The sequence below is a fragment of the Nonomuraea sp. NPDC049129 genome (assembly GCF_040648495.1).
Lineage (GTDB): Bacteria > Actinomycetota > Actinomycetes > Streptosporangiales > Streptosporangiaceae > Nonomuraea.
The window spans coordinates 41,742-55,933 of the sequence record NZ_JBEZDU010000037.1 but is presented as its reverse complement, the minus strand read 5'-3'; the positions used below and the strand labels follow the sequence as shown (position 1 = coordinate 55,933).

Genomic DNA, 14,192 nt, shown 5'->3' with positions numbered 1-14,192 from the left:
GGTCGGCGTGACATTTCGGACGGAGAAAACGGAGAAAGGGGACGCGCAAGATGAGCATGAGAGAAAAGATCCGACTCGCGGCGATGGCGGCACTCGTCTCTGCCGCTCTGGTCGCACTTCCGGCCTACGGCGCCTCGGCTTCGACCGAGTCGGCCGCCCGGGACGGCGCCCCAGACTGCGCCACGACCTGGACCGGGCACGACTACAACAAGTGGGTCAAGGTCCGCAACGACTGCGGGCACACCATCCGCGTCAAGATCGTCATCCAGTACAACTTCGACAGTGAGTGCAAGGTGCTCAAGCCGCACAAGACCTTCCTCTTCCGGCACGGCTGGGGCTCCTACCTCGACGAAGTCAGGGCCTGCTGACCTGGCGATCGTACGAATGCCGGACCCCGAATTCCGGTACGAAAAGGTGCCTTCCACTCTGCCTCCGCTGCGACCCCAGCAAGTCGCCGCCAGACAGGTTAGAAGGCACCTTTTCGCGCTATCTCATATTTCGCCGAGAAATCAGGACCGCTGCCAACCCTCGGGAAGTGGCGCCTGCTTCGCGGAAGGGGCCGCGTCGTAGAGGATGAAGAGCGCCCAGTCCCGACCGTTGGTCGCACAGGCCGAATGGTCCCAGGTCCACCAGCCCTGACTGGCGCCCCATCTGCGCTGAGCCTCGCAGGTCCCCTCGTCCGGATAGAAATTGAAGATGTACCAGACTCCCGCCGCGGCGTTCGCCTGCGTGGTGGACGATGCGCTTTCCGCCCAAGTCGGCGCGGCCAGCGTCATGCCGCCGGCGGCGAGCGTGGCCGTGATCGCGAGCGTCGTCGCGGCCTTCTTGATTTTCCGCACTGTTCTCTCCTGAGTTTGATTCATCGGATCGAAGGTCAGGGGGAGGGGTCGTAGACGACCCAGAGGGCCCACTGGCCGTTGAGAGGCCGGCAGGTGAATCCAATAGCTCCGTTTTGGTGGACGTATGCCCGGCCGACTTCGGCGCAGCTGTCCACGCTGGAATACCACCCGCCCCATTCCGTGTGGCTCTCCACCTGCGCGGGACCCGCCACTTGCCGGCTCGCCGAGCTGCTCTGCGCCGCGAATGCGGGGACCACGGGAGTCAGCGCCAGACCCAGGCCGACTACGCCGACGGCTATTCGCCTCGCCATGCGATTGTGCATACTTCATCCCTTCTTCTGGATCGAAAACCCTTAGGCGGGGACGGAGACGCTGAGACGGTCTCCGACCGGCACGGGACTCGTACCCGGAGCGATGATTAGGGACAGTCCCTGGCAGTGCGTTCCTTGGTAAACGGTGACAGCGACATTCGTGCGATTTGTGGCATTGTTGAAGGCTGATGTGGTGCTGTAACAACCGGCCGTGGGATTGTTATACACGATTCTTTGCCCGGCGGGGCTGGTGGAAAGAGTCAGTGTTCCCGTGGCGGCGTTCGCGGGTGCCGCGATGAGCGCCATACCTGCGGCCAGTGTCGTCATCGCGAGTAATCGTGCTGTCGTTCTCAATGCGACTCTCCTTTTGTCGCGAATCTCCAAGGGATTTCGAGGCTGCGGACTTCATGCTCGCCGCTTCGGCTTTCGTATCGCTGGCGTGGCGCTGACATGTCCTTGTGGAAGGAGTCAGCGCGGCGAAAGGAGTCAGCGTGCGGGGCCATGAACCGATCGGACGGGGCCCGGCTGCGGCTGGGAGGTCTGGGCTTACCGGGCAGGGCGTTACGGAGAGTCGCCGAGCGGAGAGGTCGCCGGGGCACGGTACGCGGCGGGCCATGGTGTGCGGCGGGCTGCGGTGTGCGGCGGGTCACCATGTGCGGCGGGTCGCGGTGCGTGGCGGGTCCGGCGAAAAACGATTTTTCAAGATCCGCCTTTTTTGACCTCTCTTCCGTACACGTTTCGACAGTTGAACGCGGAAGGAGAAGCCAATGACCCCACTGCGATCCGTCCCGCGAACACACGCCGAGCATGCCTGGCCCCTGCGCGAAGATGTGCAGGCCGTCCGGTATGCCCGAACGGTCGTCCGTGACGCGCTGACCGGACTGGAACTGAGTCCCGATCTCGTCGATGACGCCGTGCTAATGGCCAGCGAATTGGTGACAAATGCCTTCCTGTATGGAGAGGCACCCTATGAGCTGGTGCTTCACGCCGATCCCGAGGAGATCGTGTGCATGGTGGTGGACTGCGGTCCGCCGCTGCCGGTGGCCCGTCTGGTCGACGCCGACGCCGAGCGCGGGCGGGGGCTGTGCATCGTCGCCGCGCTCTCCGAAGGCTTCTGGGGATGCCATCCCCAGAAGTACGTCACCAGTCCGGGGCGTATCGGGAAGGCGACATGGTTCGCGTTGCCGTACCGGCGTCCGAGGATGCCGGCCGTACGGCGGGGCGGGCTGTTCGCCGGGAGAGGGCCCGGAAGCGCCGCCTAGCACCTGACGCCGGAGCGGGAGAGGAACGGGCGCTGTGGGGGCGCCTGTTCGATCCGCGAGCTGTTCACAGCGACACACCGCTGGCCTGAGGCGATACGTCGCCGACCAGGCAAGGCACGCTGCTGGCTTATCTGGCGACACGCCGCCGGTTTTAATGCGATGCCGTGTGCCGGCGATGCGTGGTTGGGTGGGTGCCATGGATGCCCCTCGCTTGCTGGCCTGTCTGGCCGATGAATACGGCCTGCTCAGAGCCGCGGCCTCCGCCGCGCCGGACGCGGCGCCCGTGCCGAGCTGTCCGGGGTGGACCGCCGCCGATCTGGTCGCGCACATCACTGAGGTCTACCTGCACAAGGCCGAGACGATGCTGCGCGGGGAGTGGCCGACGCCGTGGCCGCCCGACCTGTCCGGTGAGGAGCCGTTCGCGGTGCTCGACCGGGCCTATGCCGAGCTGATGGCGGAGTTCGCCGCGAGGGCCCCGGACGACTACGCGCTCACCTGGTACGAGCCCGACCAGAGCGTCGGCTTCTGGATCAGGCGCATGGCCCAGGAGACGGTGATCCACCGCGTCGACGCCGAGCTCGCGGCCGGCCTGCCCGTGACGCCCGCGGCCGACGACCTGGCCCTCGACGGGGTGGACGAGGGGCTCAAGGTGATGCTTGCGCACGAGTTCGCCCATTACCCCGAGAGCTTCGCCGAGGCCCTGCGCCCCGACCTCAAGGGGGCGATCGCGGTCGTCGGCGGAGAGCGCGCCTGGCTCGTACGGGCCACGCCCACCGAGATCACCGTCACCGACGAGACCGCCGACAGGGCGGTCGAGCAGGCGCGGACCGTCGTGTCGGGGGCGCCCGACGAGTTGCTGCGCTGGGTGTGGGGCAGGGGTGGCGAGGTGTCGGTCACCGGCGACCCCGAGCAGGTCACCTACCTGCGCCGACTCCTCTCCCTCGCGACCCAGTAACCTCAGTGACCTGAGTGACCCGGTGACCCAGCAGCGCTCTCCGACCGCACCGGGTGGGTGCGGCCGAAGAGCAACGCGGCTTGGCAGGGCGGCGGGGCTTACAGCCCGCAGAGCTCAGACAGGCTCTGGGCGGTCTTCTGGCTGTTCTGGGTGGGCGTCTGGGTCGGCTTGGCGGCTGCGTACGAACGAGTCGGCTTGGTCGTGGGCGTCCCGGGCGAGGACGTGACGTCAGCCGCCTGCGCGCTCCGAGCCGGCCGGACCGAGTCCTTGATCGCCTTCTCTGCGGCCCGCCGGATCTTCAGCCAGTCGGGACGCCCCGACAGGAACTCCGGCGGCACGAACTGCAAGCTGGTGATCCTGGCGCTCTTCACCTTGACGGCCAGCGCCACGAGCGGCTCGACCAGCTCCTGCGGGATGTTCGTCTGCGCGAGCCGCTTCGTCGCATCGGCGATCTTGCCGAAGTTCAACAGGATCTTGTCCGGCGTCGCCTGCTGCGCGAACGCGCCGATGACGCAGCGCTGGCGGGCCATGCGCGAGAAGTCGTCGCTGTCCACCCGAGACCGGCCGTACCAGAGGGCCTGCTCGCCGGTCAGCTTCTTGTAGCCCGCCTTGATCGTGCCCGCGGTGCCGAAGTGGCCGCCCCACTTGATGTCACGCTCGACGCGGATCTTGAGGCCGCCGATGGCGTCGACCAGGTCCGCGAAGCCGTACATGTTCATCATGGCGTAGTAGTCGATCTTCAAGTTGAGCGTGTAGCCGATGGCGTCCATCAGCGCGCGCGGGCCCTTGTTCTTGCCGCCCATGATCTGCGGGTTGTCGGTGGCGTACTGCCAGACCTCGTTGAGCAGGCCGCCGTTGGGCAGTTCCGCCATGAAGCCGTTGGGGAACTGCTTGCGCAGCGGCGAGGACGTCGGGAAGTGCACGTGCTGCAGGTTGCGCGGCAGGCTGAACAGGACCGTCTTGCCCGTCGCGACGTCCACGCTGGCGATCGTCATGCTGTCTGTGCGCACGCCGGTACGGTCGCCGGCCGCGTCGCCGCCGATCAGCAGGAAGTTCACCCGGTCCTTGCCGTTCCAGGGATCGTTCTCCTTGATCGGCGCGACACTCGGGTCCGTGCTCAGGGCGATGGGGACGAAGATCTTCTGGGAGGCGTTGCGGAAGGTCAGGACGAGGTTCGCGGTGAAAGCGAAGGGGGCCATGACCGAGACGCAGAGCACGCCGACCACGATGCCGGAGACGATCTGGCCCTGCTGGTTCAGCCGGTTGGGGCCGAGTGCCACGTACGACAGCACGATGATGGCGAACCAGGCCAGTGCGAGGACAGCGGCGATGACGATGACCGTCATCTGCATGTCGGCGCCGACCAATTGGGCGATGTTGCCATCGTTGCGCGTCAGCCCGAACGCCAGCCCGGCGAGCAGCAGCACCACGTACGCGCCGAGCATGATCAGGCCGGTACGACGGCGCCCGGCGCGCAGGTGAGCGGTGCCGGGGACGATGGCGGACAGCAGGGTCCAGCCGAGCAGGCCGCCCGTGGAGAGCGGCTTGGCGAACTGCGGCGCCGCCGAGCCCGCCCGCGGCCGGGGCTTGGGCCGCCCGGCGCCGGAGGACACGGGACCGCGAGCGCCCTTGCCGCCCCGGCCCTTCCCACCCGGACCGGTGCCGCCCGGCCCGGTCCCACCGGGACCCGCCGGATGCGTGCCGGCCGGACGCGTGCCGTGGCCGCCCGCGGCTGGGGGGCCGTCCGCGGGGGCGTCGCTCTGCGGTGTGTCGTCCGCGGGGGTGCGGTTCTGCGGGGTGTCGTCCGCGTCCGGCGGTTCGCCCGAACGGCCGGGGTCCGAACCCTCTCCTGGTCCGGTTTCGGACCCTGTGCCCGAGCGGCGGGGAGCGCGCCGTTTCCTGCCCTCGGGCGCGGTGTCCACCCCATCGCGCTTGCTCACACCGGCTCCTTCACACGCCTACCTGGCGAAACCCATGGTTTTTGCACCCCGTAGGGCACAAGATTGCCAGGAGTCTAGCTCCCATATAGGGACATCCAAGACATGTACCCAACCTGAGATGAACAGGCCATGACATCAGGAGGTCGTCGACGAAGCCGCCATCCAGGTGTTGCACTGGAACGCCTGGTTCCTCTCCCAGCCCTGACGGAACCACCGGCTGTTGTTCACTCTGTTGCCGTGGTCGCGGGGGTATCCGGGATAGTCACCCACCTGCCCGTAGAAGGCGAAGAGGCGGGCGCGGTTCGCGGTGCTGACCGGGTAAGACGCGGCCACCGACCGCATCCACATGCCGCCGAAGCACGTCGCCTGGAGCTCCAGCTTCCTGCTCAGTGCCAGCTTGCCGCTCCGGCTGCTGGAGTCGACCGTCTGCTTCCACCAGGAGTCCATCACGCCCGAGATGTTCTGGACGTGGTGCCCGTACTCGTGGGCCAGCATGCTGATGATCCCGCCGTGCCAGGAGATGATCTCCCCGTAGCCGCGGGCGTTCCCGTTGCCCCTGGCCATGGCCGAGGTGGAGGCGTAGATGGTGTTGTTGCGCGGGCAGTAGTACGGCACCATGCTCCCCGGCGACGGGTAGTCGCCGCAGGCGCCCCTGCCGCGCGTGGCCACGATCGAGTACCTCGGCGGCGTGAACCGGATGCCCTGCCGCTGCATGATCGGCCCCCAGGCCCGGTCCATGCACCTGCCGGTCTTCAGGATCAGCGCCTTGAGCTGGCTGTGGCTGAAGATGCTCGCGCCGCCCGCCGGGCAGGCCACCCTGGGCAGGGTGCCGACCCGGTACAGGGTGTTGTTCCTCGTGCTCGTGTTCAGCATGGGCCGGGTCGGCGTCTCGGGCTCGGTGGACCGCGTCGCCGTCGGCTCGCTCGACCGGGTCTGGCTCCGCGACTCCGACGGGGACGGCGTCCCGGTGTTGTAGGTGTAGGAGGGGATGGCGACCGGCGTGGTCGTGTCGGGCCTGGACGAGCCCTTGAGCATCGCCGTGGCGATCACGAGCAGCACGAACAGCGCCGCCATCGATCCGAAGACCGCCCCGAGGATGCCGATCACCCCCATGCCCGACTTCTTCCGCGGCGGCGGCCCCCACGGCCCCGGCGGCATGGGCGGGCGCGGGGGAGGAGGCGGCTGCTGCGGATGCCAGGAGCCGCCCTGTGGCGGCCCATACGGCCCGCCTGGCGGGTGCGGCCGGCTTTGCCCGCTTGGCGGGTACGGCTGCCCCTGAGGCGGGTACGGCTGCCCCTGGGGCGGCGCCCCGTACGGCTGGCCCTGCGGGGGATGCACCGGCCCCTGCGGATAGACGGGCCCCGGCGGAGGCGGCGGATAGACCGGTCCAGGCGGGGGAGGCGGCTGCTGCCCCGGATGACCGTAACTCTGGGACTGCGGCTCGCGGTGACCCGGCGGCGGCCACGGACGCGACGGTGGCCGCAGGGGCTGACCTGGCCCCTGAGGCGGGGGTGGATGCTGCCCGTTGCCTGTCACCGTGTATCCCCCTTGACTCGGTTGTCCGTAAAGGGTGACTTGGTACGTCACTGGTTGGACATTTGCCGAATTTGGGGCAGAAGCATACCGATTTATCACCCGTCACAGAAGTCGCGGTGTCTGGCTACGGTCCGAAATCATTCGAGGTGATCTCTGCTATGTCCCGGACCGCGCGGCAGCTGGTGTCCTAGCTTCTTTGACATGAACCTCCAGCAGCTCCGCTACGTGGTCGCGACTGCGGAGCACCGCACCATGACCGACGCGGCCAGATCGCTCTATATCGCGCAACCTGCGCTTTCGCGCGCGATCCGCGATCTGGAACGGGAACTCGGCATGACGCTCTTCGCCAGGTCCGGACGCGGTGTCGTCGTCACCGCACAAGGCCGGCGGGTGGTCAAACTGGCAAGGGAGGCTCTTGATGCCGTACACGAGATCGAGAGCCTGTCCAATCACGGCAGCACAGGGGAGGCGGAGCTCCGCATCGCCGCCACGCCCAGCCTCGAACCCGGCCTGGCCGGACGGCTGCTGCCCGCCTACACCGCCGAGCACCCAGGTGTCCGCGTGCACATCGTCCGTTGTGACGGCCGGGACGCCGTCGTCAACGCCATCAGGGATCAGCGGGCCGACCTCGGCCTGACCGATCTGCCCGTACCCACCGATCTGATCACCCATCCGCTCGAACGCCAGGAGATCGTGCTGATCTCCCCGCCCGGCCTCGAACTGCCCAATCCCGTGCCCATGGGCAAGCTCGACGGGATGCGCCTGGCCCTGCCCGCACGGGGCAGCGTCCGGCGCAGGGAACTCGACGCGATGTTCGGCAAGTACGCCGTCAGCCCGGTCGTCGTGCTCGAAACCGACGAGCGCAACGGCTGGCTCAACGCCGTACGCACCGGCCAGGCGTCACTGCTGTGGTACCGCGGCATGGCCGAACAGGCCGGTCGGGCGGGCCTCGTGGTGCGCTCGCTGGAACCCGCGGTCCGCCGCGTCATCGCCGTCGTGCACGCCCGTCGCCGCCTGCCGCTGATCGCCCAGGACTTCCTGGCCGCCGCCGAAAAGGGCAGCGCCGCCTGACCCGTCCTGAGCACATCGCCTTCGGCCGCCGCCGCGCCCGGCCGGAAGCGAGGACTCACCCCCGCACGAACCCCCCGCAGAAACCCCGTACGAACCCCGCACGCACCCCGTGCGCGAACCCCCTCCTCATCTCGCCACAGGCAACCGCACGACCGCACGCAGCCCCGGTGCGGCGTCCTCCAGATGCACCCCGCCCCCGTGCGCCCGCACGGTCTCCCGGACGATGGCCAGGCCCAGCCCAGCGCCGCCCTCGTCGCGGCTGCGGCCCGAGTCCAGCCGGGTGAACCGGTTGAACACCCGCTCGCGATCCTGCTCGGGAATGCCGGGCCCGTCGTCGGTCACCGTCAGCACCCCGTCGGCCGTCAGCGCCACCTCCACCTTCGACGAGGTGTGCCGTACGGCGTTGTCCACCAGGTTCGTCAGCACCCGGCTCAGGTCCAGCGCGTCGCCGCGGACCACGACGGGATCGCACACGGTCAGCCGGGCTTCGCCGTACCTGTCGACGGTCTGGCGCACCACCTCGTCGAGATCGACCGGCTCGCGCCTGGCCGGCACGCCCCCGCGCTCGTCCAGGCGGGCCAGCGCCAGCAGGTCCTCGGCGAGCCTGGACAGCCGCATCGCGTCCTCCATCACGCCCTCGGCCGTCTCCGGCCAGTCCTGGCCCTCCGGATGGCCGAGCGCCACCTCCAGCTGCAGCCGGATGCTGGCCAGCGGGCTGCGCAGTTCGTGCGCGGCGTCGGAGACCAGCGCCCGCTGACGCTGCTCGGCCTCCTCCAGCCGGGCCAGCATGTCGTTGAGCGTGGTGGCCAGCGAGTGCACCTCGTCGCGTGACTCGGGCACCGGCAGCCGGCGCGACCTGGCGGTGTGCGTGATCTCGGCGGCGCCCCTGCGCAGCGCGGCGATCGGCCGCAGCGTCCGGCCGATGACCACCCAGCTCGCCACGGCCAGCGCCACGATGAGCATCGGCGTGCCGACCAGCAGCACCCGGCCGGCCGTACCGAGGCTGGTCTGGATCTCGCCGATGGGCCGGGCCGCGACCACGGTCCTGCCATGGTCGGCGCTGATGACCACCACGCGCAGCGGCCCCGAGATCGCGAACGGCCGGCCGTCCAGGAACGTCGCCTGGCCGTCGCGCAGCACCTCGGCCCGCTCCCGCGCGTCCAGCAGCGGGACCAGCCGGTCGGCGCCGTACGTGACGTCCGTGATGCGGCCCGCCGCGTCGATCACCTGCACGATCGTGCCGTCGTGGGTGGCGATCGGACTGGTCAGCGTGCCCGCGTCGGCCTGCACCCGCACGGTCTGGGCCTGCTGCCTGGTCGAGTCGTCCACGGTACCGATGAGGGCCCGGTCCAGGACGGTCAGCAGCACCGACGCCGAGATGGCCAGCGCGAGCGCGAGGACGGCGGCGGCCACGACCGTCAGCCGGAAGCGCAGCCCCTGGCGGCGCCACCAGAGCAGCGGCGAGTCAGCCACCGTCGCCCGCCAGCCGGTAGCCCGCGCCGCGCACGGTCTGCAGGGCGTTCCTGCCGAACGGGGCGTCGATCTTGCGCCGTAGGTAGCCCACGTAGACCTCCACCACGTTCGGGTCGGTGTCGAAGGTGTCCCACACGTGCTCCAGGATCTCCGACTTCGACACCACCTCGTCGCGCCGGCGCAGCAGATATTCCAGCAGCGCGAACTCCCTGGGCGTCAGCTCGATCACCTGCTCACCCCGCTCCACCCTGCGTCGCGCGGGGTCCAGCGTCAGGTCGCCCGCCGTCAGCACGGCGGGCCGCCGCCCGGAGTCGCGCCGCAGCAGCGCGCGCAGCCTGGCCACCAGCACCACGTACGAGAAGGGCTTGGTCAGGTAGTCGTCGGCGCCCAGATCGAGGCCGTCGGCCATGTCGTATTCGCCGTCCTTGGCGGAGAGCATCAGGATCGGCACCCAGTTCTCCTCGGCGCGCAACTGCTTGCACACGTTGTAGCCCGACAGCCTGGGCAGCATGATGTCGAGCACCACGATGTCGTAGTCGCCGTGCCTGGCCGCGTGCAGTCCCTGCTCGCCGTCGTGGGCGAGGTCCACGGCGAACCCCTCGGCCTGGAGCCCCCGCTGCAGCGCGGCCGCCATCCGCCGCTCATCCTCGACGACAAGTACTCTCATGTGGCGATTCTCCCGTTCCTCCCCTGTGACCACGCTGAGAAGGCTGAGAGCCGTCTCAGCTGGTCTCAGGCTCGCCTAAGCATGCATGACGCAGGCTCTGGTCATCGACATACCGTTAAGGAGTGAGATGCGCAGAGGAACGTTCGTGAGATGGGGAGTTCCGATCGCGGCCGCGGCCGTGATCGCCGGAGCTATGGGGGCCGGTCCGGTCATCGCCGCGGTCAGCGGCGATCCGGTGCTGCCCGAGCGTACGGCGCAGCAGTTGCTCGCCGACGCCGCGGCGGCCACCAAGGACAAGGCCGGCCCGCCGCCCATGTCCGGCACCGTGCAGCAGACCGCTTCGCTCGGTCTGCCCGCACTGCCCGACATGGGTGGCACGTCGCCGCTGAGCCTGCTGTCCGGCTCGCACGAGGTGAAGGTCTGGTACGGCGCCGGCGACAAGCTGAGGGTCGCCATGCCGACGCAGTTCGACGAGTCCAACCTGATCGTCAATGGCGACCAGATCTGGTACTGGGACAGCGGCGACAACACGGCGACCAAGATCAAGGTGGCGAAGGGCGCCGAGAAGCCGCACGAGCTGCCCACGCCGGGGCCGGCCGACGTGACCCCGCAGCAGGTGGCGGCCAAGCTCCTGGCCAACGCCGACGAGCACACCGCGATCCGTGTGACCAACAACGCCCAGGTGGCCGGCCGTGCCGCCTACCAGCTCGTGCTCGCCCCCAAGGACGAGGGCTCGCTGGTGCAGGAGGTGCGGCTGGCGCTCGACGGTGAGACGTACATGCCGTTGCAGGTCCAGGTCTTCGCCAAGGGCTCGGCCGAGCCGGCCTTCCAGGTCGGCTTCACCCAGGTGACCTTCACGCCGCCGGCGGAGGAGAACTTCTCCTTCACCCCGCCCGCGGGCGCCAAGGTCAAGGAGGAGACGCTCGGTGCCGGCCGTGACGCCGAGCACGCCGAGCAGAAGACGGAGTCGGCCAAGGAGGCCGCCAAGGGCGCGAAGGTCGTCGGCGCCGGCTGGAGCAGGGTCGCGGTCCTGCCCGCCACGCTGGCGGACCTGACGGCCAAGCCGGCCGAGACCCCGTCCGACGGCAAGCCGGGCAGCCACTGGAAGGGCGGCTCGGAGGGCGCCGACCCGAGCGCGCTCGTCCAGAACGTGCTCAAGACGGCCACCCCCGTCAGCGGCACGTGGGGCTCGGGCAAGCTGATCAAGACCAAGCTCGTCACCGCGCTGCTGACCGACGACGGCCGGCTGCTGGTCGGCGCGGTCACGCCGGAGGAGATCACCAAGGCGGCGGGCACCAAGTGACCGTTGTCATGCATGAAGCGGGGGCGCCCTTCGGGGCGGCCCCGCCCTCCGGCGACTCGGCGATCGTCACCCAGGGCCTGACCAAGCGCTTCCGTGGCGGCCAGGTCGCGGTCGACGCACTGGACCTGACCGTGCCGCGCGGATCGGTCTTCGGCTTCCTCGGGCCCAACGGCTCGGGCAAGACCACCACGATCCGCATGCTGCTCGGCCTGGTGGCGCCCACGGCCGGCGAGTACTCCGTGCTCGGCCTGCCCCTGGCGGACGCACTGCCCCGGGTGGGGGCGCTGGTCGAGGGGCCGGCGTTCTATCCGTACCTGTCGGGCGAGGCGAACCTGTACCGCTTCGACGCCGCCGACCCCACCGCCTCCGGCCGCACCGCGAAGAAGCGGGTCGCCGAAGCCCTGGAGCGGGTCGGCCTGTCGGCGGCCGCGGGCAAGCGCTTCCGCAACTACTCACTCGGCATGCGCCAGCGCCTGGCCATCGCCGCCGCCCTGCTCGGACCCCGTGAGCTGCTCATACTCGACGAGCCCACCAACGGGCTCGACCCGCAGGGCACCCGCGAGGTACGCGCGCTGGTCAAGGAGATCGCCGCCGACGGCACCACGGTCTTCGTCTCCTCGCACCTGCTGACCGAGGTCGAGCAGATGTGCACGCACGCCGCGATCATGCGGGCCGGCAACCTGGTCGCCCAGGGCACGATCGCCTCGCTCAACGGCGGCCTCACCACCCGCGTCAGAGTCGAGACACCGGACGTCGCCGACGCGGCGCGGGTGCTCGGCACGCTCGGCCTGGCCGACGTGCGCACGCCTGACGAGGGCGTCGCGGCGGTGACGGCGGACCTGGGCGCGCACGCGCCCGAGGACATCAACGCGACGCTGGTGCGGGAGGGCGTCGCCGTGCGCGGCCTGGCCGTCGTACGGCCGAGCCTGGAGGACGTGTTCGTGGGACTGACAGGGGAGGGATTCGATGTCGACGGCTGAGACGCAGGAGCGCCGGACGCCGGGGCTGGTGCCGGTGACCGAGACGATGCGCACCGCCGAGCGGCGGCCGTCCTCGGCGCCCGGTTCATCCGAGCCGGCCGAGCCGTCCGAGCCGGCCGGGCCGCCGGTGCGCCTGGCGTCGGCGTTCTGGCGGCTGCTCGGCTCCGAGCTCGGCCTGACGTTCCGGCGGCCCCGCAATCAGGTGATGCTGGCCGTCCTGGCGAGCGTGCCGGTGCTGATCGGCATCGCGCTGCGCATCGCCAGCGCCGACGAGGCGGTCGGCGGGCTCATCGGCGCTGTGGCGGGCAACAGCCTCATGCTGACGTTCGCCTCGTTCTCCTTCCTGGTGCTGCTGCTGATGCCGATCGCGGTGAGCGTGGTCGGCGGCGACTCGATCGCGGGCGAGGCGGGCGCGGGGACGCTGCGCTACCTGCTCGCCGCGCCCGCCGGCCGGACGAGGCTGCTGGTCGTGAAGTACCTCAACGCGGTGGTGTTCGGCTACGCGATCACCGTCGTGGTGGCGCTGTCGGCGCTCGTCACCGGGCTGATCCTGTTCCCGGTGGGGCCGGTGACGCTGCTGTCGGGCAGCACCATCTCGGTGGCCGAGGGCCTGCTGCGGATCCTCCTCACCGTCGGGTACGTGGGCGCGGGCATGGCGGCCCTGGCGGCCGTGGCGGTGGCCCTGTCGACGTTCACCGAGGTGTCCATCGGCGCCATCGCGGCGACGATGGTCCTGATCATCGTCACCCAGGTGCTCAGGGCGATCCCGCAGCTCGAGGCGATCACGCCCTACCTGCTGCCCAGCTGGTGGACCAAGTTCGACGCGGTGCTGCGCAGTCCCGTCGACTTCGCGGGTCTCGGTCAGGGGCTGCTGGTCTTCGGGGCGTACATCCTGCTGTTCGGCTCCATCGCGTGGGCCCGCTTCTCGGGCAAGGACATCACCTCCTGAGCGGTCCGGGCCGGTGAGATCCGACCCGGACCGTCTCGGCGGTCCGCCTTCAACAGAGAGCCGCCCGAGCCGCCCGTACGTCAGGACGGGCGGCGGCGCGGGGCCCGGCCATCAGGACGGGCGGCGGCGCAGGGCCAGGACGGCGACCACGATGCCGATGATGCCCACCACGAGCCCGGCACCGCCCAGCAGGCGCGCGGTGCCGTCCGAGGACGAGCCGGCCGCTACCTTGCTGACCGACGGGGCCATGCCGTCAGCGGAGGCCGGCGCCGAGGCCGCGGGGGCTGACGCGGCGGCCGACGGGGAGCCGCTGTGGTGCGAGTCGGACGCGGTCGCGGGGGTCAGCTTGAGCGTCGGAGCCGGGTGCTCCGCCTCGCTGCCGTCCGCCTTCGGGGCGTCCGCCCACTTGACCACCTCGCCGCCGGAGTATGTCTGCGTCGTCGGGAACGCGAGCTGATCGGTGTCCGTGGGCAACTGCCCCATGGACACCTCGAACTCCTGGAACTCGCCCTTGCCGATCTTCCCGCCCGACCAGACGACCTTGGTGACGGCCTCCTTCAGATCGCCGTACTCGGTCTTGACGGGCTTGGGCAGCTTGCCCTCGGTGACTTTGACGCTCCACCCCGGCACCGGCTTGACCGAGACGAACGCCAGCGGGTGGTCGGTGGGGAAGGAGACCTCGACCTTGACGGTCGAGGCGTCGTCGCGCTCGTTGGGCACCCGGAAGGCGACCTTGCTGAAGCCGCCCTGCTCGGCGGTGCCCGGGTTGATCGTGACATGGGCCAGCGCGGGAAGGGCGAGGCCGGCGGTGATGGCGGTGGCGGCGGCCAGGACCGTGGCCGTACGTCGCACGAAGGACATGATGGATCTCCACTGGAATGAGCGGGGGTCGAAAAGGTGTCAGAG

Annotated in this window: 13 protein-coding genes; 7 read left to right on the top strand and 6 right to left on the bottom strand. The window is 69.8% G+C overall.

Annotated features, from left to right (window positions below):
* The first annotated feature begins 50 nt into the window (after positions 1–50).
* Positions 51–368: a hypothetical protein gene (locus AB0B64_RS55155; protein WP_357952833.1), complete on the top strand. Its 318-nt coding sequence runs from the start codon at positions 51–53 to the stop codon at positions 366–368.
* 141 nt (positions 369–509) lie between these two features.
* Here AB0B64_RS55155 and AB0B64_RS55150 read toward each other — a convergent pair whose 3' ends face one another.
* Complete coding sequence (locus tag AB0B64_RS55150; protein ID WP_357952834.1) at positions 510–839, bottom strand: hypothetical protein; 330 nt, start codon at positions 837–839, stop codon at positions 510–512.
* 1,078 nt (positions 840–1,917) lie between these two features.
* Between AB0B64_RS55150 and AB0B64_RS55145 the strand changes: the two genes are divergently transcribed.
* Both AB0B64_RS55145 and AB0B64_RS55140 read left to right on the top strand, forming a co-directional pair.
* Positions 1,918–2,412, top strand: coding sequence for an ATP-binding protein (locus AB0B64_RS55145; protein WP_357952835.1), 495 nt, complete (start codon positions 1,918–1,920; stop codon positions 2,410–2,412).
* 196 nt (positions 2,413–2,608) lie between these two features.
* On the top strand, positions 2,609–3,367 hold the full coding sequence (locus AB0B64_RS55140) for a maleylpyruvate isomerase family mycothiol-dependent enzyme (RefSeq protein WP_357952836.1): 759 nt from the start codon (positions 2,609–2,611) through the stop codon (positions 3,365–3,367).
* A 98-nt stretch (positions 3,368–3,465) separates the two neighbouring features.
* On the opposite strand, the gene AB0B64_RS55135 is transcribed toward AB0B64_RS55140, so the two are convergent.
* Positions 3,466–5,307 carry an LCP family protein gene (locus AB0B64_RS55135; protein ID WP_358202705.1) on the bottom strand — a complete coding sequence of 614 codons (1,842 nt, stop codon included), beginning with the start codon at positions 5,305–5,307 and terminating at the stop codon, positions 3,466–3,468.
* 135 nt (positions 5,308–5,442) lie between these two features.
* Entirely contained in the window at positions 5,443–6,420 is a 978-nt protein-coding gene (locus AB0B64_RS55130) for a neutral zinc metallopeptidase (protein WP_358202700.1), read from the bottom strand.
* A gap of 624 nt (positions 6,421–7,044) precedes the next feature.
* Here AB0B64_RS55130 and AB0B64_RS55125 point away from each other — a divergent pair.
* Entirely contained in the window at positions 7,045–7,914 is an 870-nt protein-coding gene (locus AB0B64_RS55125; RefSeq protein WP_357952839.1) for a LysR family transcriptional regulator, read from the top strand.
* 126 nt (positions 7,915–8,040) lie between these two features.
* Here AB0B64_RS55125 and AB0B64_RS55120 read toward each other — a convergent pair whose 3' ends face one another.
* Together AB0B64_RS55120 and AB0B64_RS55115 are read right to left on the bottom strand one after the other, a co-directional pair.
* A complete protein-coding gene (locus AB0B64_RS55120; RefSeq protein WP_357952841.1) occupies positions 8,041–9,387 on the bottom strand; it encodes an ATP-binding protein in 1,347 nt (448 codons plus the stop codon).
* Positions 9,380–10,054 (bottom strand): response regulator transcription factor, encoded by a 675-nt coding sequence (locus AB0B64_RS55115; RefSeq protein ID WP_357952842.1) that lies wholly within the window; start codon positions 10,052–10,054, stop codon positions 9,380–9,382. Before AB0B64_RS55115 ends, AB0B64_RS55120 begins: the two co-directional genes overlap by 8 nt.
* A 145-nt stretch (positions 10,055–10,199) precedes the next feature.
* On the opposite strand from AB0B64_RS55115, the gene AB0B64_RS55110 reads away from it, so the two are divergent.
* From AB0B64_RS55110 to AB0B64_RS55100, 3 genes are read left to right on the top strand one after another with little or no spacing between them, the layout of a single operon-like run.
* Positions 10,200–11,357, top strand: coding sequence for a sigma-E factor regulatory protein RseB domain-containing protein (locus AB0B64_RS55110; protein WP_357952843.1), 1,158 nt, complete (start codon positions 10,200–10,202; stop codon positions 11,355–11,357).
* Entirely contained in the window at positions 11,354–12,337 is a 984-nt protein-coding gene (locus AB0B64_RS55105) for an ABC transporter ATP-binding protein (RefSeq protein WP_358202681.1), read from the top strand. The genes AB0B64_RS55110 and AB0B64_RS55105 overlap by 4 nt, the downstream gene beginning before the upstream one ends.
* The gene (locus tag AB0B64_RS55100; protein WP_358202672.1) at positions 12,324–13,286 is read left to right on the top strand and encodes an ABC transporter permease; all 963 of its coding nucleotides are present in this window, start codon (positions 12,324–12,326) and stop codon (positions 13,284–13,286) included. Before AB0B64_RS55105 ends, AB0B64_RS55100 begins: the two co-directional genes overlap by 14 nt.
* 111 nt (positions 13,287–13,397) lie before the next feature.
* On the opposite strand, the gene AB0B64_RS55095 is transcribed toward AB0B64_RS55100, so the two are convergent.
* Positions 13,398–14,147 (bottom strand): YcnI family protein, encoded by a 750-nt coding sequence (locus AB0B64_RS55095; RefSeq protein WP_358202664.1) that lies wholly within the window; start codon positions 14,145–14,147, stop codon positions 13,398–13,400.
* Positions 14,148–14,192: the final 45 nt, after the last annotated feature.